17 protein-coding genes are annotated in these 21,142 nt (G+C 66.8%); 6 read left to right on the forward strand and 11 right to left on the reverse strand.

Annotated elements, in window-relative coordinates; genetic code table 11:
• Positions 1-390 precede the first annotated feature (390 nt).
• Together AC5P7E_RS13285 and moeB are read right to left on the reverse strand one after the other, a co-directional pair.
• Positions 391-2,223 (reverse strand): monovalent cation:proton antiporter-2 (CPA2) family protein, encoded by a 1,833-nt coding sequence (locus AC5P7E_RS13285; protein ID WP_114618670.1) that lies wholly within the window; start codon positions 2,221-2,223, stop codon positions 391-393.
• A gap of 442 nt (positions 2,224-2,665) precedes the next feature.
• A complete protein-coding gene (gene moeB / locus AC5P7E_RS13290) occupies positions 2,666-3,802 on the reverse strand; it encodes a molybdopterin-synthase adenylyltransferase MoeB (RefSeq protein WP_495222848.1) in 1,137 nt (378 codons plus the stop codon).
• An 88-nt stretch (positions 3,803-3,890) separates the two neighbouring features.
• On the opposite strand from moeB, the gene AC5P7E_RS13295 reads away from it, so the two are divergent.
• The 3 genes from AC5P7E_RS13295 (at position 3,891) to AC5P7E_RS13305 (ending at position 6,257) form a co-directional block, all read left to right on the forward strand.
• Positions 3,891-4,706, forward strand: a complete 816-nt coding sequence (locus AC5P7E_RS13295; protein ID WP_005409304.1) for an AraC family transcriptional regulator — start codon at positions 3,891-3,893, stop codon at positions 4,704-4,706.
• A gap of 77 nt (positions 4,707-4,783) precedes the next feature.
• Positions 4,784-5,413 carry a LysE family translocator gene (locus AC5P7E_RS13300; RefSeq protein WP_062606288.1) on the forward strand — a complete coding sequence of 210 codons (630 nt, stop codon included), beginning with the start codon at positions 4,784-4,786 and terminating at the stop codon, positions 5,411-5,413.
• 94 nt (positions 5,414-5,507) lie between these two features.
• Positions 5,508-6,257 carry a lysine transporter LysE gene (locus AC5P7E_RS13305; RefSeq protein WP_114618668.1) on the forward strand — a complete coding sequence of 250 codons (750 nt, stop codon included), beginning with the start codon at positions 5,508-5,510 and terminating at the stop codon, positions 6,255-6,257.
• Between the two features lie 138 nt (positions 6,258-6,395).
• On the opposite strand, the gene der is transcribed toward AC5P7E_RS13305, so the two are convergent.
• The 7 genes from der to ndk form a co-directional block, all read right to left on the reverse strand.
• Positions 6,396-7,793 carry a ribosome biogenesis GTPase Der gene (gene der / locus AC5P7E_RS13310; RefSeq protein ID WP_005413118.1) on the reverse strand — a complete coding sequence of 466 codons (1,398 nt, stop codon included), beginning with the start codon at positions 7,791-7,793 and terminating at the stop codon, positions 6,396-6,398.
• 17 nt (positions 7,794-7,810) lie between these two features.
• On the reverse strand, positions 7,811-9,019 hold the full coding sequence (gene bamB, locus AC5P7E_RS13315; RefSeq protein WP_005409300.1) for an outer membrane protein assembly factor BamB: 1,209 nt from the start codon (positions 9,017-9,019) through the stop codon (positions 7,811-7,813).
• Positions 9,019-9,657: a YfgM family protein gene (locus AC5P7E_RS13320; protein WP_005409299.1), complete on the reverse strand. Its 639-nt coding sequence runs from the start codon at positions 9,655-9,657 to the stop codon at positions 9,019-9,021. Before AC5P7E_RS13320 ends, bamB begins: the two co-directional genes overlap by 1 nt.
• Positions 9,658-9,722: 65 nt before the next feature.
• Positions 9,723-10,595 (reverse strand): RodZ domain-containing protein, encoded by an 873-nt coding sequence (locus AC5P7E_RS13325; RefSeq protein WP_005409298.1) that lies wholly within the window; start codon positions 10,593-10,595, stop codon positions 9,723-9,725.
• An 18-nt stretch (positions 10,596-10,613) separates the two neighbouring features.
• The gene (locus AC5P7E_RS13330; RefSeq protein WP_114618666.1) at positions 10,614-11,399 is read right to left on the reverse strand and encodes a tetratricopeptide repeat protein; all 786 of its coding nucleotides are present in this window, start codon (positions 11,397-11,399) and stop codon (positions 10,614-10,616) included.
• Positions 11,386-12,591 carry a dual-specificity RNA methyltransferase RlmN gene (rlmN, locus tag AC5P7E_RS13335; RefSeq protein ID WP_005409296.1) on the reverse strand — a complete coding sequence of 402 codons (1,206 nt, stop codon included), beginning with the start codon at positions 12,589-12,591 and terminating at the stop codon, positions 11,386-11,388. The genes AC5P7E_RS13330 and rlmN overlap by 14 nt, the downstream gene beginning before the upstream one ends.
• 10 nt (positions 12,592-12,601) lie before the next feature.
• Positions 12,602-13,027 (reverse strand): nucleoside-diphosphate kinase, encoded by a 426-nt coding sequence (gene ndk / locus AC5P7E_RS13340; protein ID WP_005409295.1) that lies wholly within the window; start codon positions 13,025-13,027, stop codon positions 12,602-12,604.
• Between the two features lie 313 nt (positions 13,028-13,340).
• Here ndk and AC5P7E_RS13345 point away from each other — a divergent pair, with 313 nt between their 5' ends.
• The 3 genes from AC5P7E_RS13345 to AC5P7E_RS13355 all read left to right on the forward strand — a co-directional run bounded on the left by AC5P7E_RS13345 (position 13,341) and on the right by AC5P7E_RS13355 (position 17,713).
• Complete coding sequence (locus tag AC5P7E_RS13345; RefSeq protein ID WP_005413120.1) at positions 13,341-14,006, forward strand: TetR/AcrR family transcriptional regulator; 666 nt, start codon at positions 13,341-13,343, stop codon at positions 14,004-14,006.
• A 26-nt stretch (positions 14,007-14,032) separates the two neighbouring features.
• Complete coding sequence (locus tag AC5P7E_RS13350; RefSeq protein ID WP_114618665.1) at positions 14,033-16,405, forward strand: 3-hydroxyacyl-CoA dehydrogenase/enoyl-CoA hydratase family protein; 2,373 nt, start codon at positions 14,033-14,035, stop codon at positions 16,403-16,405.
• A gap of 99 nt (positions 16,406-16,504) precedes the next feature.
• A complete protein-coding gene (locus AC5P7E_RS13355) occupies positions 16,505-17,713 on the forward strand; it encodes an acetyl-CoA C-acyltransferase (RefSeq protein WP_005409292.1) in 1,209 nt (402 codons plus the stop codon).
• 637 nt (positions 17,714-18,350) lie between these two features.
• On the opposite strand, the gene galU is transcribed toward AC5P7E_RS13355, so the two are convergent.
• Both galU and AC5P7E_RS13365 read right to left on the reverse strand, forming a co-directional pair.
• Positions 18,351-19,229 (reverse strand): UTP--glucose-1-phosphate uridylyltransferase GalU, encoded by an 879-nt coding sequence (galU, locus tag AC5P7E_RS13360; protein WP_005409291.1) that lies wholly within the window; start codon positions 19,227-19,229, stop codon positions 18,351-18,353.
• A complete protein-coding gene (locus tag AC5P7E_RS13365; RefSeq protein WP_005413043.1) occupies positions 19,226-21,139 on the reverse strand; it encodes a polysaccharide biosynthesis protein in 1,914 nt (637 codons plus the stop codon). Before AC5P7E_RS13365 ends, galU begins: the two co-directional genes overlap by 4 nt.
• Between the last annotated feature and the right edge of the window lie 3 nt (positions 21,140-21,142).

Here is a 21,142-nt window from a genome sequence, read left to right on the forward strand (position 1 = left end):
CGGCCGCTGGCCGGCAACCCCATGACGTCGGAACGTTTCCGTATCTGCCGGCCAGCGGCCGGCACTACCAACCACCGGCTTCGGCAATTCCCCACACGGTAGTGCCGGCCGCTGGCCGGCAACCCCATGACGTCGGAACGATTCCGTACCTGCCGGCCAGCGGCCGGCACGACCAACCACCGGCTTCGGCAATTCCCGACCCGGGTAGTGCCGGCCGCTGGCCGGCAACCTCATGACGTCGGAACGTTTCCGTATCTGCCGGCCAGCGGCCGGCACTACCAACCGCCGGCTCCGGCAATTCCCCTCACGGTAGTGCCGGCCGCTGGCCGGCAACCTCATGACGTCGGAACGTTTCCGCATCTGCCGCCCAGCGGCCGGCACGACCGGGCTTTATTCTTCCTCTTCCGGCACGTCCTGCGGGTTCAACGTCTTGCTCGCCCGCTTCGGCGCGGTGAACGGCGTCGGCGTCGGCACGCCCTGGCCGGAGTTGCCGAACACCATCTTGGCGCCGGCATTCAAGCCACCACCGGCAATCTCCAGCTCGAAGCGCTCGGCATCGCGGCGACGGATCTGCTCGGCAATCTCCACCGCGTCGTCCTCGTCCGCACCCAGTTCCACCAGCGCGGCCTGGCCGAACAACACCGCCGATTCAAACGTCTCGCGGATCTGGAAATCAACACCAGCATGGATCAGCCGCAGCGAATGCTCGCGGTCGAACGAGCGCACCATCAGCTTGGCCTGCGGGAACTCGTGCGACACCAGTTCGACGATGCGGTCGGCGGCCTCGGCCCTGTCCACGCAGACCGCAATCGCACGTGCGGTGGCCGCGCCGGAGGCATGCAGCACATCCAGTCGCGTACCGTCGCCGTAGTAGATCTTGAAACCGAAGCGCGCGGCGCTCTGGATCATCTCCACGTCGTTGTCGATGATGGTCACGTCCACGTCGCGCGCCAGCAGCGACTGGCTGGCGACCTGGCCGAAGCGGCCGAAGCCGATCAGCAGCACACTGCCGGACAGGCCCTCGGCCTCGTCCACGCCGTCCATGTTCACCGTCGGCTTCGGTGCGATGCGCTTGTAGACCAGCACCACCAGCGGGGTCAGCGCCATCGACAGCACCACCACGGCGGTGAAATTGGCATTGATCTCCAGATTGATCACGCCGGCCGATGCGGCGGCAGAGAACAGCACGAAGGCGAACTCGCCGCCCTGCGCCATCAGCACGCCGCGATCCAGCGCCTGCGCGTGGTCGCTGCCCATGATGCGCGCGACCACGTAGATGCACAGCGCCTTGGCTGCCATCAACGCCAGCACCAGGCCGAGGATCAGCTGCCAGTTGCCAGCCACCACGCCCAGGTCCAGCGCCATGCCCACGCTGAGGAAGAACAGGCCCAGCAGGATGCCGCGGAACGGTTCGATGTCCGCTTCGATCTGGTGACGGAAGGTCGATTCGCTCAGCAGCACGCCGGCCAGGAACGCGCCCATCGCCATCGACAGGCCGGACAGCTGCATCAGCAGCGCCGCACCCAGCACCACCAGCAGCGCGGCGGCGGTCATCACCTCGCGCGCCTTCGACTCGGCCAGCACGCGGAACAGTGGGTTGAGCAGGAAGCGGCCGACCAGCACCAGGCCGACGATGGCACCCACACCGATCGCCACCGACAGCCAACGCGAACCCTCGCCATCGGCGCTGCCCGCGCTCGGGCCCATCCAGGCCACCAGCGCCAGCAACGGCACGATCAGCAGGTCTTCGAACAGCAGGATGGAGACGATCTTCTGCCCCGACGGCAGCGCGATGTCACCGCGCTCGGCCAGCAGCTGCATCACCACCGCAGTGGAGGTCAGCACGAAGCCGGTGGCGCCGATGAAGGCCACCTGCCACGGCAGGCCGAACAGTTTGGCGATGCTGGTCAGCACCAGCGCACAGGTGACGATCTGCAGCGTGCCCAGCCCGAAGATTTCCTTGCGGAGGCTCCACAGATGCGAGGGCCGCATTTCCAGGCCGATCACGAACAGGAACATCACCACGCCGAGCTCGGCGGTATGCAGGATCGCCTGCGGGTCTGAGAACCAGCCCAGCCCGAACGGTCCGATCGCCAGGCCAGCGGCGAAGTAGCCCAGCACCGAGCCCAGGCCGGCCCGGCGGAACAGGGGCACCATCACCACCGCCGCGCCCAACAGGGCGACGACTTTGACCAGCTCGCTGGTCGCTGCTTCTACCGCCATGCGGTGTGTTCCCCAAGATCCAGAATCGGGTTCAACAATAGAGCAATGCCGATGACGGCAATAGCACGCATGTTGCGCCGGATTGTCTTGGAGGTGGAACGATGCAGGGAGTGACCCCCAGCATCATCCCGAAACCATGCATCCGCATCGGCGGGTGCCACCATGCACCCGCTTCGGTAGGCGCCAACCTTGGTTGGCACGAAAACGCCGACCAAGGTCGGCATCCACCAAGGCATTCCCCGGCCAGCCTCACCCATCCCGGCAGAACGCGGCGTAATCGATATACCCCGGGAATGGCACACCCGGCGCGCACACCGGGCACTGCGGGTCCGGCCGGATGCCGGATCCCGAAACCATGCATCCGCTTCGGTAGGTGCCAACCTTGGTTGGCACGAAAACGCCGACCAAGGTCGGCATCTACCAAGGCATTCCCCGGCCAGCCTCACCCATCCCGGCAGAACGCGGCGTAATCGATATACCCCGGGAATGGCACGCCCGGCGTGCACACCGGGCACTGCGGGTCCGGCCGGATGCCGGTCTCGCGGAAGCGCATGCCCAGCGCATCGAAGCGCAGCAGGCGGCCGACCAGTGGTTCACCGATGCCCAGCAGCAGCTTCAGCACCTCGGTCGCTTGCAGCACGCCGGCCAGGCCAGGCAGCACGCCCAGCACACCGGCCTCGGAGCAGTTCGGCGCGAACTCCGGCGGCGGCGGCTCGGGGAACAGGCAGCGGTAGCACGGCGCCACGCCACGCTGGCGGCCGGCGTCAAACACGCTTACCTGGCCATCAAAGCGCTCGATGGCGGCGTACACCATCGGTATCGCGTGCTTGATGCAGGCGTCGTTGAGCAGGTAGCGCAGCGGGAAGTTGTCCGAGCCGTCCAGCACCACGTCCACGCCGTCCAGCAACGCATCCACGTTCTCGGAGGTGACCCGCTCCGGCACCGCCTCGACCTCGATCGAGGGGTTGAGCGCCAGCAGCCGCTCACGCGCGGAATCGACCTTGAGCTGGCCCACGCTGGCTTCGGTATGCACGATCTGCCGGTGCAGGTTGCTGCGCTCCACGCGATCGTGATCGGCGAAGCGCAGGTGCCCTACCCCGGCGGCGGCCAGGTAGAACCCCGCCGGTGCGCCCAGCCCACCCGCGCCCAGCACCAGCACGCGCGACTGCTGCAGCCGGCGCTGGCCGGCCTCGCCCACCTGCGGCAACAGCAGGTGGCGCGAATAGCGGTCGTAGAAGTCGCGGTCGGCGGCGCTGGCCAGCGGCTGCACCAGCGGCAGCGACTGCTCGCGCCAGGCCACGGTACCGCCCGTCACGGAAGCGACGTTTGTGTAGCCGGCCTGCAGCAGGAACTGCGCGGCATCGGCCGAGCGCTTGCCGCTCTGGCAGATCAGCAGGATCTCCTGGTCGTGCCGCGGCAGGTGTGCGGCCGGGTCGGCCTGCAGTTCGCCCTTGGCCACGCCGCGCGCGCCCTCGGCCATCCCGCCGGCCCGCTCGTGCGCCTCGCGCACATCGATCAGCACCGCGCCATGGGCCAGGCGCTCGCGTGCCTGCGCGGGGGAAAGCTCTTGGATGCTCATGGCGGCATTATCGCGCAGACACCCTCGACGCGCCCTGCCCCGAACATGGCACCATGCGGGCGTTGCCCCTGCATCCCGGAACCGCTGCATGCGCTCTGCCACCGAATTCTGGCGTGACCCGCGCATGCCCTTCGTCGAAAGCCGACGGGCGTGCGACAGCCGCGCCTGCCATCGCCCGCACAGCCATGACACCTTCTCGATCGGCGCCGTGGACGCCGGCAGCAGCCTGTTCACCGGCGCTGCGGCAGGACCGCGCCTGCTGCAGCCCGGCAGTCTGGTCGGCGTACCCGCAGGCCGTGTGCACGCCTGCAACCCCCTGCCCGGCCAGGTCTGGAGCTACCAGATGCTGCATCTGGACCCGCGCTGGATGGCCGAGGTCCGCGCCGAGTATGACGACCTGCCCGAACCCGACTGGCAGCAGGAACCGATCCGGATTTCCAACCATCGCCCGCGCTACCAGCAGTACTGCCAGCTCAACGAGACGCTGTTCTCCGACGATCCAGTCAGCGTCAAGGAAGCGGCCCTGATCGCGTTCGTCGGCGATCTGGATGAACACGATGGTGTTGCCGTCGCCGGCCCGCTTGAAGATGCCGCGTTACAGCAGCGCTTGCAGCCGGTGATGGACGTTCTGCGCCAGCGGCTCGAACACACCCCGGCCCTGCAGGAGCTGGCATCGCTGGCAGGCATGAGCCGCTACCAGCTGATCCGCGCCTTCCGACGCGCCACGGGCCTGACCCCACACGCCTGGCAGATCGACCAGCGCATCCAGGAGGCCCGCCGGCGGCTGTGCGAAGGGCAGGCACTGGCCGTGGTCGCGCATGCGCTGGGCTTTGCCGACCAGAGCCATTTCCAGCGGGTCTTCAAGGCCCACGCCGGTGCGACCCCGGGCCAGTACCGGCGCTGAGCCTGCAATAACGTTCAATACCGTCGCGCGGCGCATCCCCAGACTGGCGCCCCAGCCAGCCGCCGCCGCCGGACCCGATGGAACAGTTCCTGGTCATCGCCACCGTACATTTTCTCGCCCTGCTCTCACCCGGCCCCGACTTCTTCCTCGTTGCACGCACCGCGATCACCTCGGGCTGGCGCACTGCCAGTGGCGCCTGCGCAGGCATCGCCGTCGGCAATGGCGTCTTCATCGTGGCCGCTTTCACCGGAATGGCCATGCTGCGCGCAGGCAGCGCAGGGTTCATTGCGGTGCAGTTGGCGGGCTGCGGGTTCCTGCTGTACCTCGGCACGTTGTTCCTGCGCCATGCGGGTTCGACGACGCTGCAGGCATCTGACGCTGCCCCAGGATCGCCAGCGGGTGGTGCCCACGGATGGTGGAAGGCGGCAGGGCTGGGCGCCCTGTCTGCGCTGCTGAACCCGAAGAATGCGCTGTTCTACGCGACGCTGGCGGCGATGCTCAACGGTCCGCAGGCCGCAACGAAGGTCTTCTATGGCGCGTGGATGTTCGGCATCGTCCTGCTATGGGATCTGCTGGTTGCCGCGCTGGTTGGCCACCCGTGGGTGCTGGGTCGATTCGCGCGTGCCCTGCCGTGGCTGGAACGGGCCGCAGGGCTGCTGATGATTGCGCTGGCGCTATGGATCGCCGTGTCGCTGTGGCTGGGCTGATGCCGGTAATTCGCGCCTGTCGCAATAGCGTTCAATACGGCGCGTCCAGCGCAGCCCACACTCGGCACTTTCTGTAGTTTGGTGGCAGGTTTTCGTGCAGCAGTTCTTCATCGTCGCGGTGCTGTACGGCTTCGCCATGCTCCTGCCTGCGTCGAATCACGCGAAGATCCTGCGCACCGCGATGGGCGCGGGCGGGCACGCCGCCATGGCCGCATCGTTCGGTATCGCCATCGGTGCGGGCACCATCTGCGCCACGGCCTTCGTTGCGGCGGGCATGCTGGGAAACCGCGGCCTGTGGACGCTGGCGATGGAGTGCGCGGGCTGCCTGCTGCTGCTGCGCCTGGCTGGCATGTGCCTGCGCGACGCCGGGCTGACCTCCCTCTCTCCGCTTTCCCTGCAGCTGCCCCGGGGCCTGAAGGCCCGCTCCCGTTGGCCGCACGCCGAGGCTGGATGCCTGTTGGCGCTCGCCAGCATCAACAACTGGACGCTGCAGTTCGCGGTTGCAGCCCTGGTCAGCGGCCTCGTTGCCGACATGGATACAAAGGCCGCCTACGTGGCCTGCCTGGGCGGCGTCGCGCTGTCGCTCGGCCTGCTGATGGCGTGGCTCGGCAGCCATCCGCGCTGGGCACAGGGGTGTTGCCGATTGCTTCCGTGGCTGGAGCATGCCGCGGGCCTGGTGATCGGCGCGGTGTCGGTGGCGTACCTGGCAGGGGTACTGGGTACCACCCTGGTCTGGGCAAGCCTCACGGGGCAGGCGCAGCTGCCCGAATCGATGATGGCCGCGCCCCGCAGCGCCCCATGCGCGTTGCCGCATTGCCGCGCTCGTCGCAACAGTTCGCCATGATCGAGGACTGTAGACGTAGGGGTAGTACCGGCCGCTGGCCGGCAACCTCGTGAACACGCCAGGCATCATCGGGTTGCCGGCCAGCGGCCGGCACGACCACAGACAAGAAAGGCGGCCCTGCGGCCGCCTTCCCGTGAATCACTTGCCCTTGACGTGCTTCATCAAGCGCCGCTTGGCCTTGACCTGCCGCTCGGTGAGGACGTTCTTCTTGCCCTCGTACGGGTTGGTACCCTCGCGGAAGATGAAGCTCACCGGCGTGCCGATCAGCTTGAAGCGCTTGCGGAAGAAGTTCTCCAGGTAGCGCTTGTACGACTCCTGCAGCTCCTTCAGGCGGGTGCCGTGCACGATGAAGGTCGGCGGGTTGGAACCGGCCGGGTGCACGTAGCGCAGCTTGGAGACGTGGCCGCGGATGGTCGGCGGCGGATTGGTCTCGTACGCCACTTCCAGCGCCTTGTTCACTTCGCTGGTGGTGAAGGTCTTGTTCGCCGATTCGTGCGCGCGGTGCACCGCACGGAACAGCTCGCGCAGGCCCGAGCCGTGCTTGGCCGAAATGCGCACCGATTCGGCCCAGGGCACGAAGCCCAGCTTCAGCGACAGCATGGTTTCGGCCTGCTCGCGCTGGTACTCGGTCAGGCCATCCCACTTGTTGATCGCGATCACCAGCGCGCGGCCGGCATCGAGCACGGCACCGAGCACGGTGGCGTCCTGGTCGGTCACGCCTTCGGTGGCGTCCAGCATCAGCACGGCGACCTGGCACTGCTCGATCGACTGCATGGTCTTGACCACCGAGAACTTCTCGACGACCTCGTCCACGCGCGAACGGCGGCGCAGGCCGGCGGTGTCGATCAGGCGGTACTCACGTCCATCGCGCTCCAGGTCCACCGCGATCGAGTCGCGGGTGGTGCCCGGCACGTCGGAGGCGATCATGCGCTCCTCGCCGAGGATGCGGTTGACCAGGGTCGACTTGCCCACGTTCGGACGTCCGACGAAGGCGATGCGGATACGGTTCGGATCGTTGTCCAGCTCTTCTCCGCTGCCTTCTTCCGGCAGGCGCTGGATCACTTCGTCCAGCAGGTCGTCCAGGCCCTGGCGATGCGCGGCCGAAACGGTCAGCATCTCGCCGAAGCCGTAACGGGCGAATTCCGAACGCACGCTGTCCTCGTCGGTGCCGTCGATCTTGTTGATCAGCAGCAGCGTCGGGCGCGACAGCTTGCGCAGCCAGGCCAGGATCTCGTCGTCCAGCGCCGAGGTGCCCTCGCGGGCGTCGACGACGAACAGGATCAGATCGGCTTCGGCCGCCGCAGCCCGGGCCTGGCGCGTGGTGGCACCAGCCAGGCCTTCGTCTTCCCCGGCAATACCGCCGGTATCCACGACGAGGAAATGGTTGTCCTCGTCGAGGCGGCAGACGCCGTAGTTGCGGTCACGGGTGACGCCGGGCTGGTCATGGACCAGCGCGTCGCGGGTGCGCGTAAGCGCATTGAAAATAGTCGACTTGCCGACATTCGGCCGTCCAACCAGGGCGACCAAAGGCAGCATCGCGATTACTCCAATTTTTAATTTGCCAACCGGAAGGCGGTCAGCTTGCCATCCACGTTCTGCACCAGCAGCACCCCGTCGACGACGACCGGCTGGGCCAGCAGGGCGTCACCGCCGCTCTTCGCCCGTGCCGCCATCGCACCATCGGAGGTCTTCAACCAGTGCACGTATCCCTTGTAGTCGCCGACGACCACGTAATCACCGTGCAGCGCCGGGCCGGTCAGCGAACGACGCGCCAGCTCGGTCTGCGACCACATGGCAGCGCCGGTCGCCTTGTCCAAGCCGAACACGCCACCCTTGTTGTCGGTGACGAACACATTGCCCGACGACACCGCCACGCCACCTGCACCGCCATGGTCGCGCGCCCACAGCGGGCGACCGGTCGGGCCTTCGATGGCCATGGTCTGGTTCTTGAAGCTGCTCACGAAGAGGGTGTTGCCCTCCAGCACCGGAGCACCGTCGACATCGGCCATGCGGTCCAGCTCGGTACGGCCTTCGCCGTTGCCAAGGTTCTGTTCCCACAGGGTACGCCCATCCTGCATGGCCAGCGCGGCAACCGCGCCTTCGTCCTTGCCGATGAACAACACGCCCGGACCGGTGACCACCGGCGCGTTGCCGCGCACGGTCAGCGCCGGCAGTTCGCTCGGGTTGAACCACTTCTGCGTGCCGTTGCCGGCATCGAACGCGGTGACGCGGCCGTCGTTGCTGCGCACGAACACCAGGCCCTGGGCCACGGCCGGCGCGGCAATGACCTCACCCGGAACACGGGCGCGCCACTTCTCGCTGCCGTCATTGATGTCCAGGGCGATGACCTGGCCATCGAGCGTGCCGATCACGACCAGGTTCTCACCGACACCCGGGCCGCCGGACAGGCGCAGCTTCGGCTTCTTCTTTTCCTTCTGCGGCTCCCAGGTCCAGACCTTCTTGCCGGTCTGCAGGTCGATGGCGTGCACGCCACCGGTGATCGCCGCGGCAAACACGTGGCCATTGGCCACCGCCGGGCCCTGGCGCACGCCGATGCGGCGCTCGCCCTTGCCGAGGTTGACCGACCAGGCCTTGTTGACCTTGACGCTCGGCTCGAACTTGACCAGCTCAGCCGGCTCCTGGGCCTTCTTCGCTGCCGCGTCCTTGCCGGCGAACCAGCCCTTCATGGTGCTGCAGCCGGTCAGGGCCATGCCCATCAGGAGCACGGTGGCGACGCGGGTGATCATGACCTTCTGACTCATCAAACCGACTCCGCAGGGGCGGCGACCGTGCCGCCGGCATCCATAACCTTGGTTTCCAGCAGGCGCCGCTGCGGCGCTGCCACGTCCAGCGACTTCAGCGCCTTCTCGTACTGTGCGCGGGCGTCATCGCGCTTGCCCTGCGCCATCAGCGCATCGCCATGGATTTCCAGGCTGCTGCTGTCGGTGGCGCTGCCCAGCAGCTTGATCGCCTCGTCGCTCTTGCCGGTGGCCACCAGCAGGCGGGCCACACGCTGGTCGACCACGCGCTGCAGGTCGCTTTCGACCTTCACGGCGCGCAGGGTGGCCAGCGCTTCTTCGTTCTTGCCGGCGTCGACCTGGGCCTTGGCCAGCTGCAGCGCCGCGAGGTCGCCATAGATGCTGGACGGGCCCGCTTCGAGCGCCTTCACTGCCTTGGCAGCGTCGTCGAGCTTGTTCTGCTGAAGACCGACCAGGGCCTTCTGGTATTCCACGTTGGCCGAGGCCAGCTTGCCGCCCTGATCCTTCTGGTACCACTGCCAGCCGGCAATGGCACCGATCGCGATGGCTACGCCACCGAGGATGCTGGCGCCATTCTTCCGCAGCCAGCTGCGGACGCGTTCACTTTGTTCGTGCTCGTCGAGCAGATCGTCGATCGCCATGCGTACTCTCGCCCCGCCCATCGGGAGGGACCATTGGGTTTAATCGAAGGTGGTGAAACCGCGCCTCAGTGCGAAACCGGGACTACGGAGCCTTCAGAGGATACCTGAAAGCGTGCCACGTTGGCTCGCTGGTAGGGGGTCAGATCGACGATAGCGCCGTTCTGCTGAACCTGGACCGCCGAGGCGTTGCCCAGGGTCACCCGGGTCACCTGGCCCGGCGTGAAGCTGCGGCTCTCGCCGGACTTGATCAGCGCCTTTTCGACCGTGGCGCCGTCCGGACCACCGATATCGACCCAGCTGTCGCCGCTGAACTGCATCTCCAGCGTATTGGCGGCTGCGGGCGCAGCGGGTGCCGAACGCGGCACCGGGGACAGCGAAGCGACATACGGGGTTGCGGCCGGCTTGCTGGCCGGGGCACTCGCGACTTCAGCCGGGGCTGCCGGCTCGACACCCGCAGCGGACGGGGCCACCGGCACAGCGGCCGGGATCGCGTCCAGCGAGGCCGTGTTCGGCGACGGCGTGGCACTGCCATCGAAATGGCCGCGGGTGGCGAACCACACCGGCACGGCCAGCACGGCGGTGATGCCGACGTACAGCACGCGCCGGCCGAGATTCTCGGCAATGCGGCGCGCACGCGGGGTATGGGTATGGCTGACCAGGGTGGGCGGCACGACAGGACCCACCTGGGCCTGCTCCAGCAGCTGGCTCACATCGACGTCGAGCAGGCGCGCGTAGCTGCGCAACTGGCCGCGCACGAAGACTGGCGCGCCCAGCTTCTGCCACTGCTCTTCCTCCAGCGACCTGACCACCTGGACCGGCATGCGCAGGCGCGAGCCGACATCCTCAAGGGTCAGTCCGGCCGCTTCACGGGCCTGGCGCAGGCGGGTGCCGCAGCCGGCCGCAGTCTCGAGAGCGCTCACAGTCTGGTCATCAATCACAATGCATCAACCCTGGAGTTAGGAGCCCGCTTCCTGCGGAAATTCCTGTCGAATGCGCTGAAGATAGCGGTCAGATGCCGCCCGATCACCCAGCCGCGCTTCGATTTGAGACGCAAGTTGTAACACGGAACGCGTTGCGGGTGCAGCCGCAATCCTACGTTCGGCGAAGGCCCGGGCCTCCATGTAGCGGCCCTGGCGGAAGCTGAGCTGGGCCATGGCCTCCAGCGCGACCGGGTTTCCCGGCAGCGCCGACAGCGCCGCGCGCAGGTCGCGCTCGGCACGCTCGAACTGGCCTGCATCCAGCGCACAGCTGCCGGCATTGGACTGCGCTTCGGCGACGGCGGGATTGCCCGGCGCCCGCTGGGCACGATCGAACCACACCAGCGATTCGGCCGCCTGGCCCTGTTGGCACAGCCAGGCACCATAGTTGTTGAGCACGTCGCCACGTTGCGGCGCCAGCTCGGCAGCCTTGCGGAAGTTCTCGCCGGCCTGCTGGCTGCGACCGCGACGCTCGTCGATGCCCGCAAGCAGGACCAGGCCGTCGGGGGCCGTCGGCACCAGCTTCTGGGCTTCGCGCGCCTTGCGCTCGGCAGCATCGAGATTGCCGCCCTGGATGTCGCGGCCGGCCAGGGTCAGCAACTCCTGCCAGCGCACCTGCTGCCGCACCCCTTCCGGATCACGGACGGAGTAGACCGGCGCCTCGCTCGGGCCAAGCTTGGCCTTGGGATGGGATTTGCAGCCGCCGACCGCGAGGGCCAGCGTGCCTGCGAACAGAACCAGCCAGAGGCGGTCAGGCCGCGGCATCGCTCCCCTTCCCCGCCTGCAGCGTCTTGTTGAATTCCGCCTGGCGGCGGGTACGATCCATCACCTGGCCCTTGAGCTGGCCACAGGCGGCGTCGATGTCGTCGCCACGTGTACGGCGGACCATGGTCAGCACGTTGCTGTCGAGCAGGATCTTCTGGAAGGCACGGATGTGCGCTTCTTCCGAACGCTCGTAGCGGGTGCCGGGGAACGGATTGAACGGGATCAGGTTGACCTTGCCCGAGTCCTTGGCCTGCACCGCGTTGTCGAACTGGCGCATCAGGCGGGCCAATTCGCGGGCATGCTCGGGCTTGTCGTTGATGCCCTTCATCAGGGTGTATTCGAAGGTGACCGATTCGCGGCGCTTGTTGGCGCGCAGGTAGCGTGCGCACGAGGCCATCAGCTCGGCGATCGGGTACTTCTTGTTGAGCGGCACCAGGGTCTCGCGCAGCGCGTCGTTCGGCGCATGCAGCGACACCGCCAGCGACACGTCGCTTTCGGCAGACAGACGATCGATCTGCGGCACCAGGCCGGAGGTCGACAGGGTCACGCGCTTGTTGGCCAGGCCGTAGCCCAGATCGTCGCGCATCACGCTCATGGCACGCACGACGTTGTCGAAATTCATCAGCGGCTCGCCCATGCCCATCATCACCACGTTGGTGAGGCGGCGCATCTGGTGCGGCACGTTGCCCAGATGGCGTGCGGCAACCCACACCTGGCCGATGATCTCGGCGGTGGTCAGGTTGCGGTTGAAGCCCTGGGTGGCAGTGGAGCAGAACGTGCAGTTCAGGCCGCAACCGACCTGCGAGGACACGCACAGCGTGCCGCGGGTCTTGTCCGGGATGTACACGGTCTCGATGGCGTTCTTGCCATCCACGCCCATCGCCAGCAGCCATTTGTGGGTGCCGTCGGCGGAGGGCTTGTCGAACACGATGTTGGGAACCAGCACCTCGGCATGGGCCTGCAGCTTGGCGCGCAGGACCTTGCCGAGGTCGGTCATTTCATCGAAGTCGGTGACGTAGCGATGGTGGATCCACTTCATCACCTGATGGGCACGGAACTTCTTTTCGCCGAGAACCTCGACGAAGAACTTCTCCAGGCCCGCGCGATCGAGGTCGAGCAGGTTCTGCTTGCCAGCCGTGGGTGCCGACTTCGGCAGCGGCTGGATGGCGGGGGACTGTACGACCTCGTTCACGGCATTACTCTCAGCGCGAAACGACTTCGGTGGCGGCGAAGAAGTAGGCGATTTCAATCGCGGCATTCTCGACCGAGTCCGAGCCGTGGGCGGCGTTGGCATCGATGGATTCGGCGAAGTCGGCGCGGATGGTGCCCGGCGCGGCTTCCTTCGGGTTGGTGGCGCCCAGCAGGTCGCGGTGGGCCAGGACGGCGTTCTCGCCTTCCAGGGCCTGGATCATCACCGGGCCGGAGATCATGAACTCGACCAGCGCGTTGAAGAACGGACGCTCGCGGTGCACGGCGTAGAAGCCTTCGGCTTCACGACGCGACAGCTGCTTGTACTTGGCGGCCACGACCTTCAGGCCGGCCTTCTCGAAGCGGGCGTAGATTTCGCCGATGACGTTCTTGGCAACGGCGTCCGGCTTGATGATCGAAAGGGTGCGCTCCAGCGCCATGGGATGTCTCCAATGGAATCGGGCCGCTGATGGCCCGAAGGGTAACATGAAAAAAACCCGCGTCGGGACGCGGGCTTAGCCTGATAAACGTAGGCGAATTGTAAAAGATAAAGCGGCGGCATGGTAGTGCCGGCCGCTGGCCGGCATTGGGCACCATTCAACCTAGGAGCTGCCGGCCAGCGGCCGGCACTACCCCATTCACCGACCTGAGTGAAATCTGACCGGGTCGGCCGATTTTGCTGCACTGCAAAATGCCATACGGTACCGTCTGGTCCTAGTATCAAACAATCGTTTGATTAAGGTCCGCCCACCGATGGCCAAGCCCGCCCACTTCTCGACCAAGGACCGGATTCTCGGCGCGGCCGAGGAGCTGTTCGCCCAGCACGGCTTCGCCGGCACCTCGCTGCGCCAGGTGACCAGCCAGGCCGACGTCAACATCGCCGCGGTCAACTACCACTTCGGCTCCAAGGAAAACCTGGTCAACGAGGTGTTCCGCCGCCGCATGGACGAGATGACCGGTGCCCGCCTGTCGCAGCTCGAGCGCGCCCGCGCCGAGCACCCGGGTGAACTGCGCCCGGTGCTGGCTGCCTTCGTCGAGCCGGCCCTGGCGCTGGCCCAGGACCGCCAGAACGGCGGCGCCTTCGTGCGCGTGATCGCCCGCGCCTACGCCGAGAAGAACGACAACCTGCGCAAGTTCCTGTCCGACCACTACGGCCACGTGCTGCGTGCGTTCGGCAAGGCCATCGGCGAGTGCGTGCCAGACCTGAGCAAGGAGGAGCTGTACTGGCGCCTCGACTTCCTGGCCGGCTCGCTGACCTATGCGATGGCCGACTTCGGGCTGATCAAGCGTCCCGCCGGTGTCACCGAAGCGGCGCATCGTGCCCATGCCGCCCACGAACTGATCCATTTCGCCGAAGCCGGGTTCCGCGCCGCCGCACGCGCCAGCGCCCTGCCCGCTTCCCTTGATTCCACCCAGTAACTGCTGACCAACAAAGGCCCTACACCATGTCCAATTCCCTGCTAGTCCGCCGCGCCGCCGTGCTGGGTGCCGGCGTCATGGGTGCCCAGATCGCCGCCCATCTCACCAATGCTGGCGTCGACACCGTGCTGTTCGACCTGCCTGCCAAGGAAGGTCCGGCCGACGGCATCGTGCTGAAGGCGATCGCCAACCTGGGCAAGCTGAGCCCGGCGCCGCTGGCCAGCAAGTCGCTGGCCGAAGCCATCACCCCGGCCAACTACGAGTCCGGCCTGGAGCAGCTGAAGGACTGCGACCTGATCATCGAGGCCATCGCCGAGCGCATGGACTGGAAGCAGGACCTGTACAAGAAGATCGCCCCGTTCGTGGCCGACCACGCGGTGCTGGCCTCCAACACCTCGGGCCTGGGCATCAACAAGCTGGCCGACGTGCTGCCCGAGCAGCTGCGCCACCGCTTCTGCGGCGTGCACTTCTTCAACCCGCCGCGCTACATGCACCTGGCCGAGCTGATCCCGGCCACCACCACCGATGCCGCCGTGCTGGAAGGCCTGGAAGCATTCCTGGTCACCACCCTGGGCAAGGGCGTGGTGTACGCCAAGGACACCCCGAACTTCATCGGCAACCGCATCGGCGTGTTCTCGATCCTGTCCACCATCCACCACACCCAGCAGTTCGGCCTGGGCTTCGATGAAGTGGACGGCCTGACCGGCCCGCTGGTGGGCCGCCCGAAGTCGGCCACCTACCGCACCTCCGACGTGGTCGGCCTGGACACCATGGCCCACGTCATCAAGACCATGGGCGACACCCTGCCGAATGACCCGTGGCATGAATTCTTCAAGTCGCCGAAGTGGCTGGACGCGCTGATTTCCAAGGGCACGCTGGGCCAGAAGACCGGCGCCGGCATCTTCCGCAAGGTCGGCAAGGACATCGTGGTACTGGATCTGGAGAAGCAGGACTACCGCCCGGCCGACCGCACTGCCGCCCCGGAAGTGGTCGAGATCCTGAAGATCAAGAACCCGGCCGAGAAGTTCGCCAAGCTGCGCGAGAGCCAGCACCCGCAGGCGCAGTTCCTGTGGGCGACCTTCCGCGACCTGTTCCACTACAGCGCCTACCACCTGGCCGACATCGCCGAGACCGCGCGCGATGTCGACCTGGCCATCCGCTGGGGCTACGGCTGGTCGCTGGGCCCGTTCGAAACCTGGCAGGCCGCCGGCTGGAAGCAGGTGGCGCAGTGGATCGCCGATGACATCGTCGCCGGCAAGAGCATGAGCAATGCCCCGCTGCCGGATTGGGTCTTCGACGGCCGCGACGGCGTGCACGCCGCCGAGGGCAGCTACAGCCCGTCGCGCAACGCCAAGCTGCCGCGCTCGTCGCTGCCGGTGTACCAGCGCCAGCGCTTCCCGGATCCGCTGCTGGGCGAGAAGTTCGCGCCGGGCGAGACCGTGTTCGAGAACGACGGCCTGCGCATGTGGCACGACGGTGATGGCATTGCCGTGGTCAGCTTCAAGACCAAGATGAACACCGTGTCCGACCAGGTGCTGGACGGCCTGCAGGAATGCGTGAGCCGCGCCGAGAAGGACTTCCAGGGCTTGGTGATCTGGCAGCAGAAGGAGCCCTTCTCCGCCGGTGCCGACCTGGCCGGTGCACTGGGCCTGCTGCAGGCCGGCAAGGTCGACCAGTTCGAGGAAATGGTCGCCAACTTCCAGCGCACCAGCCAGCGCATCAAGTACTCGCTGGTGCCGGTGGTGGCAGCGGTGCGTGGCCTGGCCCTGGGCGGCGGCTGCGAGTTCCAGATGCACAGCGCCAAGACCGTGGCCTTCCTGGAAAGCTACATCGGCCTGGTCGAGGCCGGTGTCGGCCTGCTGCCGGCCGGTGGCGGCCTGAAGGAACTGGCCGTGCGTGCCTCTCAGGCCGCGGGCCCGGGCGGTGACGTGTTCGCCGAACTGAAGAAGACCTTCGAGACCGTGGCGATGGCCAAGGTGTCCAACTCGGCGGTCAACGCCAAGGAACTGGGCCTGCTGCGCAGTACCGACAAGGTGGTGTTCAACAGCTACGAGGCCCTGCACATCGCCAAGGCCGAAGCCCGTGCACTGGCCGAAGCGGGCTACCGTCCGCCGCTGCCGGCACGCCGCATCCAGGTGGCCGGTGACGTGGGCATCGCCACCTTCAAGATGATGCTGGTCAACATGCTGGAAGGCCGTTTCATCAGCCCGTACGACTACGAGATCGCCGAACGCATCGCCACCGTGCTGTGCGGTGGCAAGGTCGACCGCGGCACCCTGGTGGACGAAGAGTGGCTGCTGACCCTGGAGCGCAAGCACTTCGTCGAACTGGCCCAGCAGGAGAAGACCCAGGCCCGCATCGCGCACATGCTGAAGACCGGCAAGCCGCTGCGTAACTGATTGATGGCGGGTGCCGACCCCTGGTTGGCACTCCTCTGCCTCTGGTGGGTGCCGACCGTTGGTCGGCACCCCGGCTAAAAAATTCGAGAGATCACTGCAATGACCAAGCAAATCCAGGACGCCTACATCGTCGCCGCCACCCGCACCCCGGTCGGCAAGGCGCCCAAGGGCATGTTCCGCAACACCCGTCCCGACGACATGCTTGCGCACGTGCTGCGCAGCGTCGTCGCCCAGGCCCCGGGCGTGGACGTCAACCGCATCGATGACGCGATCATCGGCTGCGCCATGCCGGAAGCCGAGCAGGGCATGAACGTGGCGCGCATCGGCGTGCTGCTGGCCGGCCTGCCCAACACCATCGCCGCACAGACCGTGAACCGCTTCTGCTCCTCCGGCCTGCAGGCCGTGGCGCAGGCCGCCGACGCGATCCGCCTGGGCAACGCCGACCTGATGCTGGCTGGTGGCACCGAGTCGATGTCGATGGTGCCGATGATGGGCAACAAGATCGCCATGGCGCCGAGCGTGTTCGACAACGACCACGTGGCCATCGCCTACGGCATGGGCATCACTGCCGAGAAGGTCGCCGAAGAGTGGAAGGTCTCGCGCGAAGACCAGGACGCCTTCGCCCTCGCCTCGCACCAGAAGGCCATGGCCGCGATCCAGAACGGCGAGTTCAAGGACGAGATCAGCCCGTACGAGATCGTCTCGCACCTGCCGGACCTGGCCGACGGCCAGCGCATCATCACCCGCAACAAGATCGCCGACACCGACGAAGGCCCGCGCCCGGATTCCTCGGCTGAAGGCCTGGCCAAGCTGCGCCCGGTGTTCCGCAACGGCCAGTTCGGCGGCACCGTCACCGCCGGCAACTCGTCGCAGATGAGCGATGGCGCCGGTGCCGTGCTGCTGGCCTCGGAACAGGCGATCAAGGACTACGGCCTGACCCCGCTGGCCCGTTTCGTCAGCTTCTCGGTGGCCGGCGTGCGCCCGGAAGTGATGGGCATCGGCCCGATCGCCGCGATCCCGAAGGCACTGAAGCAGGCCGGCCTGACCCAGGACCAGCTGGATTGGATCGAGCTCAACGAAGCGTTCGCCGCGCAGTCGCTGGCGGTGATCCGCGATTGCGGCCTGGACCCGAGCAAGGTCAACCCGCTGGGTGGCGCGATTGCCCTGGGGCACCCGCTGGGTGCGACCGGCGCGATCCGTACCGCCACCCTGCTGCACGGCCTGCGTCGTCGCCAGCAGAAGTACGGCATGGTGACGATGTGCATCGGCACCGGCATGGGCGCGGCGGGTATTTTCGAGGCGCTGTAAGGATCAAGGCGTTGCCGGCTGGAGTGTCGGTTGGCTGTGGGGCCCGGGTGGGGTGAGGCTGCCCGGGACACGCCGTGAACCCCCAGACCGGCCCAGCCGCTGGCGGCTGTGCGTTCGGGCGCTTGCGAAGCAGTGCTTCGCAAGCAAAGCGCCCTCACCCATGGGGGCTTGGCAGCGGCTTGCTAGCGTGCGCAATCCTGCGCACGCAGCAAGGCCGGGGTTGGGCGCCCTGCCCAACCCGCCAGGCGCATGCGCCTGGCCCATGCCGCTGACAGTCCCGGTCAGCCTCACCCACCCGCGCCACCCAACATTCCGCGCGGCGGAGGGTTTAGCAAAAGCAAGGTCAAAAGCTGGGGTCAGAGCCCTTTGCTGCGCAAAGGGATCTGACCCCAACAATCAAAAAAGGCAGCCATAGGCTGCCTTTTTTGCTTGTGCTCCCGCCCTTGATTCCGCCCTTCCCGTCCGCGCCCGCAGGAAACTTGGCAGGCGGGACGGGTGGGCCTTTGCAGGACCGTTGGCGCCATGGATGGCGCCATCGAGCCCCCATGGATGGGTTTACGGCGTGTCCTGCAAAGGCCCACCCGTACCGCCCACCACGTATCAATCAAGGCGCCGCGAACGGAGCGCTTGATAAACCTTATTCCGCCAACATCGCCGTCAGCTTCTCCCGCGCCGGCCCTGCCAGCTTCGGGTTGTCCAGCGCGAAGCGGATCGTCGCTTCCACCAGCCCCAGGTGCGTACCGCAGTCGAAACGAGTGCCCTCGAAACGGTAGGCATCCACCTCTTCGGTCTTCAGCAGCTGCGCGATCGCATCGGTCAGCTGGATCTCGCCGCCGGCACCGCTGCCGGTCTGCTCCAGCAGCTCGAAGATCTTCGGGCTCAGCACGTAGCGGCCGACCACGGCCAGGTCGCTCGGCGCGTCCTCCGGCTTCGGCTTCTCCACGATCTGCGAAATACGGCCCTTGCGGCCATCGAAGGCCTCGGTCGCGACGATGCCGTAACTGGCGGTCTTGTCGTGCGGCACATCTTCAACGGCAATGACGCTGGCGCCGCTGGCTTCGTTGAGATCGGCCATCTGCTTCAGCGCACTGTCGCCGCGGTTCCAGATCAGGTCGTCCGGCAGCAGCACCGCGAACGGCTCGTCACCGATCACGGCCTTGGCACACAGCACCGCATGGCCCAGGCCCAGCGCCTCGGCCTGGGTCACGAAGATCGCGCGCACGCCATTGGGCAGCACGTGACGGATCAGCTCCAGCTGCTCCTGCTTGCCGGCGCGCTCGAGCTTCTGCTCCAGCTCGTAGGCCTTGTCGAAGTAGTCGGCGACCGCGTGCTTGTAGCGGTTGGTGATGAACACCAGCGTGTCACAGCCGGCCTCGATTGCTTCATCCACTGCGTACTGGATCAGCGGCCGGTCAATGATCGGCAGCATCTCCTTCGGCACGGTCTTGGTTGCTGGCAAAAAACGCGTCCCCAAACCCGCTACGGGGAAAACTGCTTTGCGAATTCGCTTGCTCATTGGTGCCTGTTGGCCTCGCGTGCGGGAAAGGGCACGACTTTAGCGGATGAAATGTAAGCATCTTGTTCGATTGGCGAGAACTCGGGCATCGTCGCGAACAGGACTTCCTTGATGGTTTCGGTGTCGTAGCTGCACACCGCCTCGCGCAGGCGCGGGACGTTGCCCAGCACCAGATCGCGCGAGAACATGCGCACGCCGGCCTCGAGGACCTTCGGATGCGCGGTTGCGCGGTAGTCCTCGTCCGAATAGAACAGCGTCTCGTGCAGCTTCTCGCCCGGACGCAGGCCGGTATAGATGATCTGCACATCCTTGTACGGCTGCTTGCCCGCCAGACGGATCATCTGCTCGGCCAGCAGCCGGATCGGCACCGGCTCGCCCATGTCGAGCGTGTAGATCGCACCGTGCGAGGCCGAGGCTGCGGCCTGCAGGATCAACTGGCAGGCCTCGGGGATGGTCATGAAGTAGCGGGTGACTTCCGGATCGGTGACCGTGACCGGACCACCGCGCAGGATCTGCTCGCGGAACAGCGGCACCACGCTGCCGGCCGAGGCCAGCACGTTGCCGAAGCGCACGGTAACGAAACGGGTGTGCGTGGACTTCTGGTCCAGGCTCTGGCAGATCATCTCGGCATAGCGCTTGCTGGCACCCAGCGCGTTGACCGGATCGACCGCCTTGTCGGTGGAGATGAACACGAAATGCTCGACGCGCGCTTCCAGGCAGGCGCGGGCCACGTTCTCGGTCGCCAGGATGTTGTTGCGCACGGCTTCGCGCAGCTGCCGTTCCAGCACCGGCACATGCTTGTACGCTGCGGCATGGAACGCGGTGTCGACCGGATGCAGCGACAGCGCATGGCGGATCACCGCAGGATCGCCACAGTCGCCCAGCACCGCTTCGATCTCGATATCGGGGAAGCTGCGACGCAGCTCACCTTCGATGGTCAGCAGCAGCAGTTCGCTGATCTCCAGCAGGATGATGCGGCCGGCACCGTGGCGCGCGCACTGGCGGCACAGCTCCGAGCCGATCGAGCCACCGGCACCGGTAACCATCACGGTGCGCCCGCCCAACCAGCCACGGATCAGGTTCCAGTCCGGGGTGATCGGCTTGCGGCCGAGCAGGTCCTCGATCGCCACTTCCTTCAGTTGGCCGGGCAGCGACTGCCCCTGCAGGATGTCGCTCAGCTTGGGCACGGTGCGGAACGGCACGCCGGTGCTTTCGCAGATGGCGACCACCCGCTGCATGCCTGCGGCATCCAGCGAGGGCATGGCGATCACCAGCAACTTGGCCGCAGTCTCGCGGACCACGGCCGGGGCATCATCGAGGCTGCCCAGGATCGGCAGGCCCTGCAGCTTGGCGCCGCGCAGGTGCGGTGCGTCGTCCAGCAGGCCGACCGGTTCGAAGTTGCCGGAGCGGCGCAGATCGCGGACCAGCGTCTCGGCGGCTTGCCCCGCACCGAGGATCAGCACGCGGCGCGCGCTCGAATCCGACTGCAGTGCCTGGTAATCCTTCCAGGCCCGGTACAGCAGGCGCGGCGCGCCCAGCAGCGCCGACAGCGCGAACGGATAGATCACCAGCACCGACATCGGCACGCCGTCGAAACGCTTCCACATCAGCACCAGCACGATGCCGACCAGGCCGATGAAGCTGGCCTTGAAGATGTTCAGCAGGTCGCTGACGCTGGCGAAACGCCACAGCCCGCGATACAGGCCCACGCGCCAGAACACCAGGCCCTGCAGCAGCAGCACCAGGGTGGTGTCGACATTCCAGAGCGGAAGCGAGGGCGCGTTGGGGAGGATCGAGTACCGCCCGGCGTGGAGCAGCTGCCAGCATGCCCAGACCATGAACAGGTCGTGGCAGACGATGGCCGAACGCGGCATCAGGCCGAGGATTCTGTCCCGCCAGGGTGAAGCCATAAG

The organism is Stenotrophomonas sp. YJH_SMC_25, assembly GCF_059369595.1.